Origin of the sequence: Micromonospora sp. NPDC047467 (genome assembly GCF_040643095.1) — a bacterium.
GTDB lineage: Bacteria > Actinomycetota > Actinomycetes > Mycobacteriales > Micromonosporaceae > Micromonospora.
On record NZ_JBEYTO010000004.1, the window covers coordinates 492,565 to 510,135 of the forward strand.

General features: G+C 73.0%; 14 protein-coding genes. 11 read left to right on the plus strand and 3 right to left on the minus strand.

Translation table 11 applies throughout. The features are described from left to right. Positions 1 to 232: 232 nt before the first annotated feature. From ABZ780_RS14760 to ABZ780_RS14770, 3 genes are read right to left on the minus strand one after another with little or no spacing between them, the layout of a single operon-like run. A complete protein-coding gene (locus ABZ780_RS14760; RefSeq protein ID WP_357010971.1) occupies positions 233 to 919 on the minus strand; it encodes a VTT domain-containing protein in 687 nt (228 codons plus the stop codon). Next, positions 916 to 1,635: a glutamine amidotransferase gene (locus tag ABZ780_RS14765; RefSeq protein ID WP_357010973.1), complete on the minus strand. Its 720-nt coding sequence runs from the start codon at positions 1,633 to 1,635 to the stop codon at positions 916 to 918. The genes ABZ780_RS14760 and ABZ780_RS14765 overlap by 4 nt, the downstream gene beginning before the upstream one ends. Then, positions 1,625 to 2,872 (minus strand): MurT ligase domain-containing protein, encoded by a 1,248-nt coding sequence (locus ABZ780_RS14770; RefSeq protein WP_357011231.1) that lies wholly within the window; start codon positions 2,870 to 2,872, stop codon positions 1,625 to 1,627. The genes ABZ780_RS14765 and ABZ780_RS14770 overlap by 11 nt, the downstream gene beginning before the upstream one ends. A 356-nt stretch (positions 2,873 to 3,228) precedes the next feature. On the opposite strand from ABZ780_RS14770, the gene mraZ reads away from it, so the two are divergent. The 11 genes from mraZ to ABZ780_RS14825 all read left to right on the plus strand — a co-directional run bounded on the left by mraZ (position 3,229) and on the right by ABZ780_RS14825 (position 17,329). Beyond that, complete coding sequence (gene mraZ / locus ABZ780_RS14775) at positions 3,229 to 3,660, plus strand: division/cell wall cluster transcriptional repressor MraZ (protein ID WP_357010975.1); 432 nt, start codon at positions 3,229 to 3,231, stop codon at positions 3,658 to 3,660. Positions 3,661 to 3,863: 203 nt separating this feature from the next. Continuing rightward, positions 3,864 to 4,904, plus strand: a complete 1,041-nt coding sequence (rsmH, locus tag ABZ780_RS14780; protein WP_357010978.1) for a 16S rRNA (cytosine(1402)-N(4))-methyltransferase RsmH — start codon at positions 3,864 to 3,866, stop codon at positions 4,902 to 4,904. A 59-nt stretch (positions 4,905 to 4,963) separates the two neighbouring features. Further along, positions 4,964 to 5,569, plus strand: coding sequence for a hypothetical protein (locus ABZ780_RS14785; protein ID WP_357010980.1), 606 nt, complete (start codon positions 4,964 to 4,966; stop codon positions 5,567 to 5,569). Between the two features lie 3 nt (positions 5,570 to 5,572). Continuing rightward, complete coding sequence (locus ABZ780_RS14790) at positions 5,573 to 7,789, plus strand: penicillin-binding protein 2 (RefSeq protein WP_357010982.1); 2,217 nt, start codon at positions 5,573 to 5,575, stop codon at positions 7,787 to 7,789. A 52-nt stretch (positions 7,790 to 7,841) separates the two neighbouring features. Then, the gene (locus ABZ780_RS14795) at positions 7,842 to 9,404 is read left to right on the plus strand and encodes a UDP-N-acetylmuramoyl-L-alanyl-D-glutamate--2,6-diaminopimelate ligase (protein WP_357010984.1); all 1,563 of its coding nucleotides are present in this window, start codon (positions 7,842 to 7,844) and stop codon (positions 9,402 to 9,404) included. Next, positions 9,401 to 10,795: a UDP-N-acetylmuramoyl-tripeptide--D-alanyl-D-alanine ligase gene (gene murF, locus ABZ780_RS14800; protein ID WP_357010986.1), complete on the plus strand. Its 1,395-nt coding sequence runs from the start codon at positions 9,401 to 9,403 to the stop codon at positions 10,793 to 10,795. Before ABZ780_RS14795 ends, murF begins: the two co-directional genes overlap by 4 nt. Continuing rightward, positions 10,792 to 11,916: a phospho-N-acetylmuramoyl-pentapeptide-transferase gene (mraY, locus tag ABZ780_RS14805; RefSeq protein WP_357010988.1), complete on the plus strand. Its 1,125-nt coding sequence runs from the start codon at positions 10,792 to 10,794 to the stop codon at positions 11,914 to 11,916. The genes murF and mraY overlap by 4 nt, the downstream gene beginning before the upstream one ends. Before the next feature lie 535 nt (positions 11,917 to 12,451). Continuing rightward, positions 12,452 to 13,861: a putative peptidoglycan glycosyltransferase FtsW gene (locus tag ABZ780_RS14810; RefSeq protein WP_357486411.1), complete on the plus strand. Its 1,410-nt coding sequence runs from the start codon at positions 12,452 to 12,454 to the stop codon at positions 13,859 to 13,861. Beyond that, positions 13,861 to 14,967, plus strand: coding sequence for an undecaprenyldiphospho-muramoylpentapeptide beta-N-acetylglucosaminyltransferase (gene murG / locus ABZ780_RS14815; RefSeq protein WP_357486295.1), 1,107 nt, complete (start codon positions 13,861 to 13,863; stop codon positions 14,965 to 14,967). The genes ABZ780_RS14810 and murG overlap by 1 nt, the downstream gene beginning before the upstream one ends. Continuing rightward, positions 14,964 to 16,514, plus strand: coding sequence for a UDP-N-acetylmuramate--L-alanine ligase (gene murC, locus ABZ780_RS14820; protein WP_357010992.1), 1,551 nt, complete (start codon positions 14,964 to 14,966; stop codon positions 16,512 to 16,514). Before murG ends, murC begins: the two co-directional genes overlap by 4 nt. Further along, positions 16,511 to 17,329, plus strand: a complete 819-nt coding sequence (locus ABZ780_RS14825; protein ID WP_357486297.1) for an FtsQ-type POTRA domain-containing protein — start codon at positions 16,511 to 16,513, stop codon at positions 17,327 to 17,329. The genes murC and ABZ780_RS14825 overlap by 4 nt, the downstream gene beginning before the upstream one ends. The last annotated feature ends 242 nt before the right edge of the window (positions 17,330 to 17,571 follow it).

Consider the following 17,571-nt stretch of genomic DNA (forward strand, 5'->3'; position numbering starts at 1 on the left):
GAGCGTGATGTCTCACAGACATATATATGTCTGTGAGACATCACGCTCATTGGTGCGCCGGCCGCCGCGCGCCGGCATCGACCGGTCCGGACCTCCCGGCGACGGAGACACCCAGCAGCAGTGGCACCTGGTCCAGACGAAGCCACCGCCGGTTCGACCCGAGCCGTTTCGTTGGGCCGCCCGGGTCGCCGTCTATCGCGGCGTCGTTTAGGCGTAAAACGGGTTCCGCGGGTCAGCCGGTCGGGCTCGCAGCGCTCCGTCGTTGGGCGCGCCACCACTGGCGGACCAGCACCAGGCTGGCGATCAGGCCGAGGCTGGCCGGGGCGGCGGCGTACCAGTTGACGTGGCCGGGGGAGCTGACCGCCGCGCCGATCGCGGCGTAGCCGAACGCGGTCGGCGCGGACGCGATCACGCTGCCGGTCAGGAACGGCGCCAGCCGGGCGGCGGTGGTGCCGTAGCCGTAGCTGACCAGCCCGAAGCCGGCGATCGGCAGCAGCCGGACGGTGACCACGCCGAACACGCTCTGCCGCGCGAACCACCGGTCGAGGCGGGCCAGCCGGCCACGGACCCGCTCGGCGACGAACTCCCGGCCGAGCAGCCGGCCGACCGTGAAGCCGATCGCCGCCGCCACCAACGCGGCGCTCAGGGCGTAGGCGGCGCCTTCGAGGGGACCGAAGATCGCGCCCGCGGCGAGCGTGATGAAGGTCCGGGGGACCAGCGCGACCAGCAGCAGCGCTCCGCCGAGGATCGCCGCCACGGGGGCGAGGGCCCCGAGCCGATCGTCCAGCTGGGGAAGCTGCGCCGGATCGGGTCGGGGCACCAGGAGCAGCAGCAGGCCGCAGCCGCCGATCAGCAGGATGAGCAGGGCGAACCGGGCGGCCGACGGCTGCCGCAGCAGCCGCCGGACGGCACGGATCATGCCCGAGCGGCGGCCACTGCGGAGCGGCGCTCGTTGCGCAGCCGGTCGGACCAGGTGTCGTCCAGCGGCGGCAGTTGGTGCGCCCCGGTGGCCCAGCGCAGCAGCAGGTCGGCCAGGGCCGGGTTGCGGGCCAGCGCCGGGCCGTGCGAGTAGGTGCCGAGCAGCTTGCCGCGCCAGGCGCCCTCGGTGTTGCCGTCGTTGCCCACGCCGGCGGTGACCCGGGCCAGCGGGGAGACCTCGGGGCCGAGGTGGGTGCGACCACCGTGGTTCTCGAAACCGGTCAACGCGGGAAGCCCCAGGCGTGGATCGATCTCACCGGCCAGCTCGCCGACGGCCCGGCTGGAGCCACGGTCGGACTGCAGGTCCAGCAGCTCCAGGCCGCGGCACTGCACGCCCTTGGCGAAGAACGAGGTGCCGAGCAGCTGGTAGCCGGCGCAGACGCCGAACACCACGGCGCCCTGGGAGACCGCCCGGTGCAGGCCACCATCGGCGATCAGCCGCTGCGCGCCCAGCGCCTGCGGGCCGTCCTCGCCGCCGCCGACGAGGTAGATGTCGGCGGTCGCGGGCAGTTGCTGGTCGGAGCGGACCTCCAGCACCTCGACCGGCATGCCGCGCTGGCGGGCCCGCCGGGCCAGGATCAGCGCGTTGCCCCGGTCGCCGTAGGTGGAGAGCAGGTCGGGGTAGATCCAGACGATGCGCAGGCTCTCAGTTGACACGGTCCAACTCCGCTCGGATGTCCTGGAACGCGGTGTAGTTCGCGATGACCTCCAGCCGCCCCGGCGGGACCGACCGGATCGCGTCGTCGAAGGTGCGCACGTGCTGGAACGGCACGTCGTTGACGTCCAGACGGACCGCCAGGTCGTACGCCCGGTCGCCGGTGATCAGCACCTGCCGTCCGCGCAGCGGGGCGAAGTCGACGTCGAAGAGCCAGGAGGTGTCCAGGCCGTCGGGGTCGCGGGCGTTGATGGAGAGCAGGGTCGGCGCGTCGTCGGCCATGTCGAACGCCTCCAGCCAGCTGGCCGGGTTCTTGGCCAGCAGCAGCCGGATGTTGCGCCCGTCCTTGTCGACCTGCGCGTAGCGGCCGGCCACCGACGTGACGATGCCGAGGCGGGACACCGCGTCGACGGGGCGTACGCCGAACTCGGCGGCCACAGCCAGCGCGGTCGCCGCGTTGCCGAGGTTGACCTTGCCGGGTAGCTGGAGGGAGACCTTGTGCCAGGCGCCGGTGGGGTCGAGCACGCCCTCGTCCTCGACGACCCACTGCGGCTCCGGTCGGCGCAGCGCGCAGCCGGTGCACCACCACTGGTCGCCGGAGCGCTGGATGGTGGAGCCGCACTCGGGGCAGACCCAGGAGTCGTCGTGCCAGCGCTGGCCGGCGCTGAACCAGGTCACGTGCGGCGGGTTGATGCCGCGGGCCGGGTCGGCCGGCGGGGTGGCGGCCCACACCACCATCGGGTCGTCGGCGTTGGCCACCACCCGTACGTCGGTGTGCCGGACCAGCGCCGCACGCCAGAGCTGCGCCATCATGGCGACCTCCTTGGCGCGGTCGAGCTGGTCGCGGGAGAGGTTGAGCAGCGCGACCACGTGCGGCTCGGTCGCCTCCAGCACCTGGGCGAGGTAGTGCTCGTCGACCTCCAGCACCGCGTACGGGGTGCTGCCGGCCTTGGCCAGCGCCGAGGTGTGCCCGGTGGGCATGTTCGCGCCGAAGGAGTTGGTGGCGACCCGCCCGAGCACGCCGACCGCGGCGGCGGTCAACCGGGTGGTGGTGGTCTTGCCGTTGGTGCCGGAGACGAGCGCGATGGCGCGCCCGGCCGACAGGTGCGCCAGCAGATCCGGGTCGATCTTCAGCCCGATCCACCCGCCGATCACCGAACCGTCGCCACGCCCGGCCGCCCGGGAGAGCGCCGCGGCCGTCCGTGACACGGAGCTGGCCACCTTCGCCCGTAGGGGCATTTTCGCGTCCGTCACGCGAGCGAGGTTACCGGACCGACCGCCCCGCCAGATCGCCGCCGACGCCGAACCGTTCGGCCGTGGCGGGTGTGTGGGCGGCCGGGTCGGCCTCCACCGGACGGAGTCGATCTATGTCGGAAAGCGGACCACGCCGGGTGGGCGCTCGGGCCCTCCACTCCGCTCCACCCCGTGTGACGTGCGGTTTTGCTCGCCGATCGGCCGCGCCACGCGGGCGATTCTGGTTGCAGGTGGAGGGAAGTGGAGTAGAGTGGGGCCCAATGGTGAGGCCGGGAGGGCTCACCGGCCCGGGGGGTCAGCGGCGCCGCGAACGCCGCTCAAAGGGCGAGGGGGTTGGGCCGATGTTCCTCGGCACCCATACTCCGCGCCTGGACGACAAAGGCCGGTTGATCCTTCCGGCCAAGTTTCGGGATGAGCTGGCGGGGGGTGTCGTGGTCACCAAAGGGCAGGATCGCTGTCTCTATGTCTTTCCGACACCCGAGTTCCAGCGCATCGCGGAGCAGTTGCGGGCGCAGCCGATGACGCACAAGGCGGCCCGGGCCTACAGCCGGGTCTTCTTCGCCAGCGCGCACGACGAGGTGCCGGACAAGCAGGGCCGGGTGACCATTCCGGCCCACCTGCGGGAGTACGCCGCACTCGACCGGGACCTGGTCGTGATCGGCGCGAGCACGCGGGTGGAGATCTGGGACAAGGCCGCCTGGGAGACCTACCTCGCCGAGAGCGAAGACGACTTCGCCGACATCGAGGAGGGGGTGCTGCCCGGCGGACTGTAGGGCGGATCGGCGCCCGACGTACTGCGAGATCTCCAGCCGCTTTCGAGTTCCTGGCATCCCTTCCCCGGTGCCAGGCGCACGATCCAGTCATCGGGTTCGCCCGGTGGACGGCGGGAGCGGATGGGGATCTGGCGGTACGACGGCAGCGCCGTCCGACGACAGACGCAGGAGAAGAACGGACGTATCAACCAGTGGGGGTCAACATGGGGGAGCTACGCGGCACGCACGTGCCGGTGCTGCTCGAGCGGTGCCTCGAGCTGCTGGCCCCCGCGCTGGGTCGAGGCGGCCGGACTGTTCACGTCGACGCGACGCTCGGCTTGGCCGGGCACGCGGAGGCGGTGCTCGAGGCGCATCCGGAGACGGTCCTGATCGGGCTCGACCGGGACACCGAGGCACTCGCTCACGCGCGGGTCCGGTTGGCACGTTTCGCCGACCGCATCCACCTGGAGCACGCCGTCTACGACGAGTTGCCCGACGTGCTGGCCCGGCTGGGTTATCCGGGCATCGACGGGATCCTGTTCGACCTGGGTGTCTCGTCGTTGCAGTTGGACGCGCCCGACCGCGGGTTCGCCTACGCCCAGGACGCGCCACTGGACATGCGGATGGACCAGACGCGGGGGGTGACCGCCGAGGAGGTGGTCAACACCTACGCGCATCCGGACCTGGCCCGGGTGTTGCGGGTCTACGGCGAGGAGAAGTTCGCCGGCCGGATCGCCTCGGCGATCATCCGGCAGCGGGAACGCGCCCGGATCACCTCGTCCGCGCTGCTGGCGGAGCTGGTTCGGGACTCCATTCCGGCACCAGCGCGACGAACGGGTGGACACCCGGCAAAGAGAACGTTTCAGGCTTTACGGATCGAGGTAAACAGAGAGCTGGCAGCGCTGGAGGCAGCGCTGCCGTCCGCGCTCGACGCACTGACCGTGGGCGGTCGCATGGTGGTCCTGTCCTACCACTCGCTGGAGGACCGGCTCACCAAGGCGGCGCTCGCGGACCGGGTCCGCAGTAAGGGCCCGATCGACCTCCCGGTCGAGCTGCCCGGGTCCGGTCCGACGTTCCGGCTGCTCAGCCGGGGCGCCGAGCTTCCCGGGGAGGCGGAGGTCGCCGCGAACCCGCGCGCCGCCTCGGTGCGGCTGCGGGCAGCGGAACGACTCGATCCGAACGCGACAGAGCAAGGGCGGACCGACCGCGAACGGTCCCGCCGACGGGTGAAGGGGATGCACCAACCGGGGACGGGGTCTGCGTGATCCGTGGGGGGTCCGCAGACGACGACCCGCAGAGGGACGGATGTTGAGGGGGAGGGGACATGAGCATTGACAAGCGCGACCGCCGGGGCATCACCGGCGGCGGGCAGCGCGCACCGCGGTCGGGGGGCCGGACCGCGGCGGAGCGAGCCACGCGCGTGGAGAACGCTACGCCACGCATCGATCGAGTCAACCGGCAGGGGGAGGCTCGCGCCCGGGGGGCGCGCGAGTTCCCGACGCAGGGCAGCGCCGCGCTGCGACCGGCCGAGAAGGCCGCCGCCGCGTCCAGCGCCCGCCCGCCCCGGCTGCGGGTGGCGCCACCGCCGCCGGTGTCGGTGCCGCGCGCTCCGTTCGCGGCGCTGATCGTGGTGCTGGTCGTCGGCGGGGTGCTCGGCATCCTGGCGGTCAACACCAAGATCAATGAGAACGCGTTCCGGCTGGAGAAGCTGCAGCAGCAGCAGGCCCGGCTGGATCTGGAGAAGCAGCAGCTGGACAAGCAGATCGCCGAGGCGAAGGCGCCCGGCAACCTGACCGCCGAGGCGCGGCGGCTGGGCCTGGTGGACGCTGGCGAGCCGGCGTACATCCGGATGCCGGACGGCAAGCCCATCGGCGTGCCGAGGCCGGCGACCGGCGAGCCGTCGGTGACCAGTCAGGGTGCGGGAGGCTGACCGGTGCCACCAAGGTCGGACGAGCCGCGCCGGGATCCCAAGGGGTCCCGGCGCGGCTCTTCGCGTGACGCCACACCCGCCGACGAGGAGCCTCGGGCCGGCGAGCCGGGCATCGGGGGCATCTCCGGCGCACGGGCGTACACCCCGAGGGGTCGGACGGTCCGCGAGGAGCGCGGCACGCCGGCGCGCAGCGGGGGTGCCGAGCAGCGGCGTACCCCGCGCAGCACCCGGTCCGGCGACCCGTTCCGGCCGGCGTTGCAGGTGCTCGACGGCGGTCGCGCCGCGGCCCGTTCCGGCCGGCGGGCCGCCCCGGCGGCCGGTCGCGGCGGCGTCGTGCGAACCGTCGCGCCGCGTACCCCGCGCGGCCCGGCCGGCGACGAGCCGCCGCCGCGCCGCCGGACCACGCCGAGGACGCCCGGCCGCGCCAGCCGTGCCGACCGCCCGGCGGCCCGGCGGCCGTCCCGCAAGCCGCCGCGCCCGCCGAAGCTGGCCGACCCGCGCCTGCGGCTGCGGCTGGGCACCGTGCTCACCCTGGCCCTGTTCGTCACCATCGGGATCCGGCTGATCTTCCTGCAGGCCGTCGACGCCCCGGCGTACGCAGGCGGCGGCGTCGCCGACCGGACCCGCACGGTCGAGCTGCCCGCGCCGCGCGGCGCGATCTACGACCGCACCGGCGAGCCGCTCGCGCACAGCGTCGAGGCGCGGTACGTCTTCGCCGACCCGACCGAGATCACAGACGAGGCCGCCACCGCGAAGGCGCTCTCCCCGCTGCTCGGCATCCCGGCGTCGAAGCTCACCGCGCTGATGAAGCCCCGCAAGCTGGAGAACGGCAACCCGTCCCGGTTCGAGTACCTGGCCCGGGGGGTCGAGATCCCGACCGCCAAGCAGGTGTTGGCGCTGGAGCTGCCCGGCATCGGGGTGCACCGCGACGAGCGCCGCGAGGTCCCCGGCGGTGACCTGGCGGCCAACCTGATCGGCTTCACCAGCCAGGACATGGTCGGGTTGGAGGGTCTGGAGGCCCGCTACAACGAGCAGCTCGCCGGTCAGGACGGCAAGCGGGTGTACGAGGCCGGCCTGGGCGATCTCGCCGCGCCCATCCCGGGCGGCTACAGCAGGACCACGCCGGCCAACCCGGGCAGCTCGCTGTGCCTGACCATCGACCGTGACCTGCAGTTCAAGACGCAGCAGATTCTCAGCGCGGGGATGGCGCGGCAGCACGGTGGCACCGCCGCCGCGGTGGTCATCGACGTGCCCACCGGCGAGGTGCTGGCCCAGGCGAGCCATCCCACCTACGACGCCGCGAAGCCGATCCCGAGCGACCCGGTCGCCCGGGAGGACGCCGCGACCAGCTTCGTGGTCGACCCCGGCTCGGTGCACAAGGCGATCACCTACGGCGCGGCGCTCCAGGAGGGGGTGATCACCGCGGACACGACGCTGCCCATCGCGAACAGCATCAAGAAGGGCGACACCTGGTTCTCGGACACCCACCGGGCCAACGGCCGGCAGATGAGCGTCCCGGGGATGCTCGCCTACTCGTCGAACGTCGGCACCATCACCATCGCCGACCGGCTCGGCCCGGACCGGCTGATCGACTACCAGAAGCGGTTCGGGCTGGGCCAGCCCACCCGCGAGGGCCTGCCCGGCGAGGCCAGCGGGCGGCTCCTGCCCGCCGACGAGTGGAGCGAATCGTCGCGCGGGTCGGTGCCGATCGGGCACAGCGTCGACGCGACGCCACTGCAGATGGCCGCCGCGTACGCCGCCATCGCCAACGACGGCACGTACGTGCAGCCGCACCTGGTCAAGGAGACCATCGACCCGGACGGCAAGCGCACCCCCGGACCGACCCCGGTGACCCGCTCGGTGCTCAGCCCGCAGAACGCGGCAGCCCTGCGCACCATGCTGGAGGCGGTCACCACGGTCGACGGCGCCACCGGTCTCGCCGCCGCGGTCCCCGGCTACCGGGTCGCGGGCAAGACCGGCACCGGCTGGCGGCTGGTGGACGGCAAGAAGCAGCCCGGCGAGGTGTCCTCCTTCATCGGCATGGCACCCGCCGAGAAGCCCCGGTACGTGATCGCCGTCTTCGTGTACGCGCCGGGCGGCGGGGGCGCGGCGATCGCTCAACCGGCCTTCCGGGACATGATGCAGTTCACGCTGCGTCACAACCGGATTCCGCCTTCCGCCAGTGGTTCGGCACCCAAGTTCGTGGTCTATCCGCGCTGAGCAGCAATGGCGGGACATCATCGGTGAGTGCCGACGAACCACCGGGGCGGCTGTGCGGCCGGAACCGGACGACCGGGTAGGGTCTGACGCCGTGCCCGGCAATCCACGTCCACGTACCGTGACCGGAATTCGGCTCGGTGATCTCGCCGTCCGGCTCGCTGTCGACCTCCCGGCGGACGCCGCCGACGTGGTCGTCACCGGGGCGACCCACGCCAGCCAGGAGGTCCGCCCCGGCGACCTGTACGCGGCGTTGCCCGGCGCCCGCCGGCACGGCGCGGAGTTCGCCGCCGGCGCCGCCGAGGCGGGCGCCGTGGCCCTGCTGACCGACCCGGCCGGCGCGGAGCTGGCGGCGGGGACCGGCCTGCCCGCCCTGGTGGTGCCCGACCCGCGTGCGGTGCTCGGCGAGCTGGCCTCGGCCGTCTACGGCGACCCGACCGCCGCGCTCACCGTGATCGGTGTGACCGGCACGGCGGGCAAGACCTCCACCGCGTACCTGATCGAGTCGGGGCTGCGCGCGGCTGGGCACACCACCGGGCTGATCGGCACCGTGGAGACCCGGCTCGGCGACCTGGTGATCGACAGCGTGCGTACCACCCCCGAGGCGACGGACCTGCACGCGATGCTGGCGACCGCCCGGGAGCGGGGGGTGACGGCCGTCGTCATGGAGGTCTCCAGCCACGCGCTGGCCATGGGCCGGGTGGGCGGGGTCCGCTTCGCCGTGGGCGGCTACACCAACTTCGGCTCCGATCACCTGGACTTCCACGCCGACAGCGCCGACTACTTCGCCGCCAAGGCGCAGCTCTTCGACGGTCGGTGCGCGGTCGAGGTGCTCAACCAGGACGACCCGGCGCTCAAGCCGTTGTACAAGCCGGCGACTGTCACCTACTCGGCGGCCGGCGACCCGAGCGCGACGTGGTGGGCCGACGGCGTCGACGGCGAGGGGTACGCGCAGCGGTTCGCCGCGCACGGCCCGGACGGCGTCACGCTGGCCGCCGGGGTGGCGCTGCCCGGCCGGCACAACGTGGCCAACGCGCTGCTGGCCATCGCCACGCTGGTGGGCGCCGGGGTGGACCCGGCGACCGCGGCGACCGGCGTGGCCGCCTGCGGTGGCGTACCCGGCCGCCTCCAGTTGGTCGACGTCGTCGGGCCGGTGCGCGGGGTCGTCGACTACGCGCACAAGGCCGACGCGATCGTGGCGGCGCTGGCGGCGCTGCGCGAGCTGAGCGCCGGCCGGTTGATCTGTGTGATCGGTGCCGGTGGAGACCGGGACCGGGGTAAGCGGCCGGTGATGGGCGCCGCCGCGGCGGAGGGAGCCGACGTGGTGCTGGTGACCGACGACAATCCGCGTACCGAGGATCCGGCGGAGATCCGCGCCGAGGTGCTCGCCGGGGCGTACCAGGCCGGCGCGGCCGCCCGGATCATCGAGGTGGCCGGTCGTCGGGCCGCGATCGACGAGGCGGTCCGGCTGGCCGGGCCGGGTGACGTGGTCGCGCTGCTCGGCAAGGGCCACGAGCGGGGCCAGGAGGTGGCCGGCGAGGTGCTCCCGTTCGACGACAGCGTCGAGTTGGCCGACGCGCTGCGGGCCCGGTTCGGCGACCCGGCGGGTCAGCGGTGATCGCGCTGAGCCTGGCCGAGGTGGCCGAGGCGGTCGACGGGCGGCTCGTGGCCGCCGACCCGACCGTCACTGTCACCGGCTCGGTCGAGTTCGACTCGCGCAAGGTGGGGCCCGGTTCGCTCTTCGTGGCCTTCCCCGGGGAGAAGGTCGACGGGCACGACTACGCGGCGACGGCGGTGGCGGCCGGCGCGGTGGCGGTGCTCGGCAGCCGCGAGGTGCCCGGGGTGCCGATGGTGCTGGTCGACGACGCCCTGGCCGCGATGGGCCGGCTGGCCCGCGCCGCGGTGGACCGGCTGCCCGAGCTGACCGTGATCGGCGTGACCGGTTCCTCGGGCAAGACCACCACGAAGGATCTGATCGGTCAGCTCACCTCCCGGCTCGGGGCCACGGTGGCACCGCCCGGCTCGTTCAACAACGAGCTGGGGCACCCGTACACCGCGTTGCGGGCCGGGCCGGACACCCGCTACCTGGTGATGGAGAAGGGCGCCCGCGGGGTGGGGCACGTGCGCTACCTCTGCGAGCTGGTGCCGCCCCGGATCTCGGTGGTGCTCAACGTCGGGACGTCGCACATCGGCGAGTTCGGCTCGCAGGAGGCGATCGCCCAGGCCAAGGGCGAACTCGTGGAGGCGCTGCCGTCCGACGGGCTGGCCGTGCTGAACGCCGACGACCCGCGGGTGGACGCGATGGCGAGCCGCACCGTGGCCCGGGTGGTCCGCTACGGCGAGGCGTCGGACGCCGACGTACGCGCCGAGGACGTCACGCTCGACGAGCGCGGGCACCCGTCGTACACCCTGGTCACCCCGGAGGGGCGCACGCCGGTGCGGCTCGCGTTGACCGGCCGCCACCAGGTCGGCAACACCCTCGCCGCCGCCGCGGTCGCCCGGGAGCTGGGCATGCCGCTGGCCGAGCTGGCCACGGCGCTCGGCGAGCTGCGGCTGGTCTCCACCCGGCGGATGGACGTCTTCGACCGGCCCGACGGGGTCACGGTCATCGACGACTCGTACAACGCCAACCCGGCCTCGATGGCGGTCGCGCTGCGGGCGCTTGCCAGCCTCGGAGAGGGGCGGCGTACCGTCGCGGTGCTCGGTTACATGGCCGAGCTGGGCCCGTTCGAGCGGGACGGCCACCGTGAGGTCGGCCAACTCGCGGCCGAGCTGGGTGTCGACCGGCTGCTCGTGGTGGGTGAGCCGGCCGCGCCGATCCACGACGGCGCGACAGCGGTAGCGAACTGGGGAGGAGAGTCGGTGCTGCTCACCGATCAGGCGGCGGCCGTCGAGGTGCTGCGGGGCGAGCTACGGCCGGACGATGTCGTCCTGGTCAAGGGCTCCCGGTACCGGACCTGGGAGGTTGTCGACGCGCTGCGCGCCGACGCCGGGGAATCCACCCGATGAGGGCGGTCATCGTCGCCATCGGGGTGGCCTTCCTCGTCTCGCTCTTCTGCACCCCGATCGCCATCAAGGTGTTCACCCGGCTCAAGGCCGGTCAGCCGATCCGCACCGACGGCCCGGCCATGCACCAGACCAAGAAGGGCACGCCCACGATGGGCGGCGTGGTCTTCATCCTGGCCACGGTGATCGCGTACGTGGCCGGACACCTGGCGCTGACCACCCTGCCGGATCAGCAGATCGCGCAGGTGGAGCCGACCATCACCGCGCTGGTGCTGCTGGGGCTGATGGTCTTCTCCGGTGCGGTCGGCTTCCTCGACGACTTCCTCAAGGTGCGCAAGCGCAACAGCGCCGGGCTGAACAAGCGCGGCAAGCTGCTCGGCCAGATTCTGGTCGGCGCGGTCTTCGGCGTGGTCGCGTTGTACTTCCCGAGCACGATGACCGACGCGTCGGGCGCGGTGACCAACACCGAGACGGTGGGCAGCACCACGCTGAGCTTCATCCGGGACATCGACGCCCTGGAAGTCAGCAAGGTCGGCGCGGTGATCATCTTCATCTTCGTGGTGATGGGCGCGACGAACGGGGTGAACCTCACCGACGGTCTGGACGGTCTGGCCACCGGCGCCTCGGTGATGGTCCTCGCCGCGTACGCGTTGATCGCGTTCTGGCAGTACCGGCACTGGTGCGCCGACCCGAACTACACCCAGCCCTACTGCTACGAGGTGCGCGATCCGTTGGAGATCGCGCTGATAGCCGGGGCCGCGGCCGGGGCCTGTGTGGGCTTCCTGTGGTGGAACACGTCCCCGGCGCGGATCTTCATGGGTGACACCGGGGCGCTGGGGCTGGGCGGCCTGATCGCCGGCATGGCGATGTCCACCCGGACCATCCTGCTGCTGCCGATCATCGGTGGCCTCTTCGTGATCATCACGATGTCCGTGGTGATCCAGATCATCTCCTTCCGGACCACCGGTAAACGTGTGTTCCGGATGTCGCCGCTCCAGCACCACTTCGAGTTGGCCGGTTGGAGCGAGGTCAACATCGTGGTCCGGTTCTGGATCATCGCCGGCATCGGCGTGGCCATCGCGCTGGGCCTGTTCTACAGCGAGTTCCTGGCCAACATGACCTGATCCCGCCCGTTCCCCGCGATCTTGCACTTTCGGTCCCCCGAATGCCCCGTTCTGCGGCTTGCGTCCGGGCAGGAAGTGCAAGATCGACGGGGTGGAGTGGCCGACACGCCGGGGGTGTCGTTTGGGCTCGCCCGACGCGCGTAGCGGTGATGATGTCGGGGTGGGGGAGGAACGAGGCACCGAGGGCAGGACAGGCGGCCGGCCGCGACGATCACCGGGTGCGCGGCGTACCGCTGCGGCTCCGGTGGCGCCGCCCGGGCCGGACGACGCGCCAGGGCCAGACGACGAGCGTGGGCCGGATCCCAGGCGCGGGCCGGACGGCAGGCGCGGCCCGGATCCCAGGCGCGGCACGGACAGCCCGCGCGGCCCGGACGACACGCTTGGTTCGGACGGCTCGCTCGGTTCGGACGGCTCGCACGGGTCCGGAGACAAGCGGGGGGCGGACAGGTCCCGTGGGGCGGTGCCGGGTGCGGCGCCACGGGAGCCGGAGGCCGCCGCGCCGGTGCCGCTGAGCGCGCTGGACGCGGCCGGTGGGCTGGCCGCGCTGCGCGGCCTGCTGGACCGGCCGCTGGCCTCCTACTACCTGCTGCTGTCCAGCGCCGGCCTGCTGCTGCTGATCGGGTTGACGATGGTCTTCTCGGCGACCAGCGTGCGCGACTACGCCGAGGGTGGCAACGCCTCGGCGTCGGTGACCAAGCAGGCTATCTTCGCCGTGATCGGCATCGGGGCGTTCTGGGTCTGCCAGCGCCTGCCCGCGAGCACCTACCGGTCCCTGGGCCGGCCGCTGCTGTTCACCGCGATCGGGCTGCTGCTGCTGCTCAACCTGCTGCTCGCGTACGCCCGGCTGACCGACCAGGACTCCGCCCGGATCGGCCCGATCGAGGCGCGGCTGCTCTGGCTGTTCATCGGCGGGATCCAGGTGCAGCCCTCCGAGTTGGCCAAGTTCGCGCTGGTGTTGTGGGGCGCGCACCTGGTCGCCCGCAAGGGCGCCGCGCTGGGCTGGTGGCGCGAGCTGGCCACCCCGCTCTTCCCGGTGATGGGGCTGCTCTTCGTGCTGGTCGGCTACAACGACGTGGGCACCATGCTCTGCCTGCTGGCCCTGGTGGTCGGCCTGCTCTGGGCCGCCGGGGTGCGGATGCGGGTGTTCGGCGCGCTGACCGTGATCGGTCTGCTCGGCGTCGGCCTGCTCATCGCGGTGGCCTCGCTGGGTGCCGGCTCCGGTCAGCGCGGCGCGGAGAACTACCGGCTGGCGCGGCTCACCCTGTTTCTCAACCCGCCGCCACCGGACCAGTGCGGGGACCCCTGCTACCAGTTCTACCAGGGACGACTGGCCATCGAGCACGGCGGCTGGTTCGGCGTCGGGCTGGGCAAGAGCAGCCTCAAGTGGGACTGGCTGCCCGAGGCGCACAACGACTTCATCTTCGCGATCATCGCCGAGGAGCTCGGGGTGATCGGTTGCGCGGTGGTGCTGAGCCTGTTCTCGGTGCTCGCGTACACCGGGCTGCGGATCGCCCGACGGGTCGACGACCCGTTCCGGCGGCTCGCCGCAGCCGCCGTCACCACCTGGCTGGTGAGCCAGGCGGTGATCAATATCGGTGGGGTGGTCGGGCTGCTGCCGATCACTGGTCTGCCGCTGCCGTTCATCTCCGACGGCGGAAGTGCCCTGGTCGTGACGTTGGCCGGGATCGGCATGCTGGCGTCCTTCGCCCGCGCCGAACCCGATGCGGCCAGAGCACTGCATGCCCGTCCGCCGGCCCGGTGGGTCCGACTACTCTGGGCCCCGTTGCCGCCGCTTCCCGGCCGGCGTCGCCGGCCGGCGACGCCGCCGGCTGGCCGAGGGTCCGTGCCCCGGTCCCGTGAGCGGCGACAGGACGACCAGGCCGCACCGCGCGGCGCCCGGCAGGGCCGGAGTCGCGCGGGTTCGGCGAGCGAGAGGAGACGCTGATGGGTCCGCTGCGTTCGGTGGTGCTCGCGGGAGGTGGCACCGGGGGGCACATCTACCCGCTGCTCGCCTTCGCCGACTGCCTGCGCCGACACGACCCGGGCGTCCGAATCACCTGCCTCGGCACACCGAAGGGCATGGAGAACGAGCTGATCCCGCCGCACGGTTACGAGCTGCGGCAGATCCCCGCATACCAGCTGCCCCGGTCGGTCAACATGAACCTGGTCCGCACCCCGGGCCGGATGTGGACCGCGGCCCGCGCGGCGGGCAAGGTGATCGACGAGGTGCGGGCCGACGTGGTCGTCGGCTTCGGCGGGTACGTCTCGGTGCCGGCCTACCTGGCCGCCTGGCGGCGTGAGCTGCCCATGGTGATCCACGAGGTGAACGTGCCGCCGGGGGTGGCCAACCGGCTGGGCATGAAGTTCACCAAGAACATCGCGGTCGGCTTTCCGCACCAGCCGAGCCAGGCCGAGGCGCTGCGCCACGCCACAGTGGTCGGGGTGCCGCTGCGTCGCTCCATCGCCGCACTGGACCGGTACGCGCTGCGCGACGCCGCCCGCGCCCACTTCGGGCTCCGCCCGGACCTGCCGGTGCTCTTCGTCGCCGGCGGCTCGTCGGGCGCCCGCTCGGTCAACCTGGCGGTCTCCGGGGCGGCCAAGGAGTTGGCCCGCAACGGCGTGCAGGTGCTGCACGTGATGGGTGCCCGCAACGAGCCGGTGCCGATCCCCACCGACCTGCCGGTGCCGTACGTGACGCTGCCCTACCTGTCGGAGATGGAGCTGGGTTACGCCGCCGCCGACCTGATGCTGGCCCGGGGCGGGGCGATGACCGTCGCCGAGGTGGCCGCGATCGGGCTGCCCACGATCTTCGTGCCGTACCCGCACAGCAACCAGGAGCAGAAGCGCAACGCGCTGCCGGTGGTCGAGGCCGGCGGAGGGCTGCTGGTCGACGACGCCGAGCTCACCCCGGACTGGCTGGAGCGGGCCGTCATTCCGCTGATCCGCGACCCGCAGCGGCTGTACGCGATGGGCGCCGCGGCGTCGGCGTACGGGCGGCGCGACGGTGACGAGGCGCTGCGCTCCTTCGTCGTCGAGGCGGTGGCCCGATGACCGCGCAGTTCACCCCGGCCGGCACGCTCACCGCCGAGGACCTGGGCACCATCCACCTGATCGGGGTGGGTGGCGTCGGCATGAGCGGGCTGGCCCGGCTCTTCCTCACCCGGGGCATCCCGACCTCCGGCAGCGAGCTGCGTGAGTGGCCGTCGCTGGCCGGCCTGCGGGCGCTGGGCGGGACGATCCACATGACGCACGAGGCGACCAACCTCGACGGCGTGGACACCGTGGTCTACTCCTCGGCCATCCCGCAGGACCACCTGGAGCTGGTCGAGGCGCGTCGGCGCGGCCTGCGGGTGCTGCACCGCTCGGAAGCCCTCGCCGCGGCGATGACGGGCCGCCGTGCGATCGCGGTGGCCGGTACGCACGGCAAGACCACCACCACGTCGATGGTGACGATGGTGCTCCAGCAGGCCGGCGTGGACCCGTCGTTCGTGATCGGCGGGGAGATCTCCGAGGTCGGCTCGGGCGCCCACCACGGCACCGGCGAGCACTTCGTGGTCGAGGCGGACGAGAGTGACCGCTCGTTCCTCATCTACCGCCCGTACGTCTCGATCATCACGAACGTCGAGGCGGACCACCTGAACACCTACGGCGACTACGCGACGCTGGAGGCGGCGTTCGTCGAGTTCGCCCGGCTCACCGACCCGGACGGGTTCATCATCACGTGTGCCGACGACCCGGGTGGTCGGCGGTTGGCCGCGACGCTGCGCGCCGAGGGGCGCCGGGTCCACACGTACGGCGCGGCCGACGACGCCGACCTGCGGCTGACCGAGATCGTCTCCTCGGCGCGGGGAGTGCGCTACCTGGCCGCGATCGACGGCCGGTCGCTGGGCGAGTTCCGGCTGCCGGTGCCGGGCCGGCACATGGGGCTGAACAGCGCCTCGGCGGTGCTGGCCGCGTACCTGCTGGAGTTGCCGTTGGAGGCCGCGGAGGCGGCGCTGGCGGTCTTCCCCGGCGTGCGGCGGCGCTTCGAGCGCAAGGGCGTCGCGGACGGCGTGCTGGTCTACGACGAGTACGCCTACCACCCGACCTCGATGACGCTGGCGATGCAGACGCTGCGCGAGGTGGCCGGGGACGGGCGGCTGATCGTGGTCTTCCAGCCGTACCGGCTGTACCGGACCCGGGACTCGCAGGCGGAGATCGCCGAGGCGCTGGCCATCGCCGACGAGGTGGTGCTGCTGGAGGTCTTCGGGCCGGGCGAGCTGCGTCAGCCCGGTGAGGGGTCGGCGGCGCTGATCGAGGCGGTGGCGTTGCCCGCCGAGCGGAAGGTGTTCGTCGACTCGTGGGAGGCGGCGCCGGTCGAGGTGGCCCGCCGGGCCCGATCCGGGGACGTCGTGGTGACCATGGGCGCCCCGCCGATCTCGCTGATGGGTGACGAGTTGCTGGCCGCCCTGGGCGCGCGGAGTTCCGGCTCCGCGTCGAGGGCGACAGTCGATCCGGTGGCGATCGGCCAGCCGGTGCCCGGCGGGTCCACCGCCGGTGGCGATGGTGCGGCTCTCGGCACCGTCGCACCGGACGGCGCGGCGCCCCCGGCCGGATGAGCCCCGGCCCCGCCCGCGGGCGGACCAGCGCCGCCGAGGGCGGCACCCCGCGACGTGGGCCGGTGCGGCGGTGGCAGCTGGTCCGGGCCGGCAGCGACGCGGTGCCGCCGTCGACCCGCCGGTTCATGGCCCGCGCCCGGCAGCGCCGGATGCGCGCGGCGCTGCCGTGGGCGGTGGCCGCTGGGGTGCTGGCGCTGCTCGGGCTGGTCGCCTGGACGGTGCTCGGCACCGGGTTGTTCGGGGTCCGCGAGGTGACGGTGGAGGGCGCGAAGCTGGTCACCGCGGTGCAGGTGCGCGACGCGGTGGGGGTGCCCGACGGGGTGCCGCTGGCCCGGGTTGACCTGGCCGCCGCCGAGCGCCGGGTCGGCGCGCTGGCGCCGGTGGAGCGGGCCACGGTGTCCCGGGACTGGCCGGGCGCGCTGGTGGTCCGGGTGACCGAACGGACCCCGGTGGCGGCGGTGCCGCAGGGGGAGGCGTTCGCCCTGATCGACCGCAGCGGCGTGGCGTTCCAGACGGCGGCCCGCCGACCTGCCGACCTGCCGCTGGTGCGGGTGACCCGGCCCGCCGCCGACGACCCGGGCACCCGGGCCGCGCTGGAGGTGCTGGTGGCGTTGACCCCGCAGCTGCGCGCCGAACTGGTGGATGTGAGTGTGGAGAGCCTGGCCCGGATCAGCCTGCGGCTGCGCGGGGACCGCACGGTGGTCTGGGGTGACGCGACGAGGGGTACGGACAAGGCCCGGGTGGCTACCGCGCTGCTCGACGAGGACGCCGACCGGATCGACGTGAGCGCGCCGGACGTGGTGACCTTCCGCTGATCGGAGAGCATCCGGGGACGTGATGAGTCGCGCTCCGGCGGCGACACGCCGGTCAGGTCCTTGGCTCATCGGGCGGTGGCGCTTACGTTGCCCCGAAGAGGATCAGTGGTTGACATAACTGTAAGCCTCTAGTAGAGGGTTAGGGTTCACCTCTGGCCCTCGCTGGTGACAGCTGTCGTCGGCCGCTGGGCTGGCCACGCCGTACCCGGTCGGCCGAAGCCAATCTCGAAGGGAAAGGACCG

Coding starts and splice junctions, on each gene's coding strand:
- ABZ780_RS14760 (WP_357010971.1), bottom strand. CDS start 919: ATGATCCGTGCCGTCCGGCGGCTGCTGCGGCAGCCGTCGGCCGCCCGG.
- ABZ780_RS14770 (WP_357011231.1), bottom strand. CDS start 2,872: ATGCCCCTACGGGCGAAGGTGGCCAGCTCCGTGTCACGGACGGCCGCG.
- mraZ (WP_357010975.1), top strand. CDS start 3,229: ATGTTCCTCGGCACCCATACTCCGCGCCTGGACGACAAAGGCCGGTTG.
- rsmH (WP_357010978.1), top strand. CDS start 3,864: ATGGGGGAGCTACGCGGCACGCACGTGCCGGTGCTGCTCGAGCGGTGC.
- ABZ780_RS14785 (WP_357010980.1), top strand. CDS start 4,964: ATGAGCATTGACAAGCGCGACCGCCGGGGCATCACCGGCGGCGGGCAG.
- mraY (WP_357010988.1), top strand. CDS start 10,792: ATGAGGGCGGTCATCGTCGCCATCGGGGTGGCCTTCCTCGTCTCGCTC.
- murG (WP_357486295.1), top strand. CDS start 13,861: ATGGGTCCGCTGCGTTCGGTGGTGCTCGCGGGAGGTGGCACCGGGGGG.
- murC (WP_357010992.1), top strand. CDS start 14,964: ATGACCGCGCAGTTCACCCCGGCCGGCACGCTCACCGCCGAGGACCTG.
- ABZ780_RS14825 (WP_357486297.1), top strand. CDS start 16,511: ATGAGCCCCGGCCCCGCCCGCGGGCGGACCAGCGCCGCCGAGGGCGGC.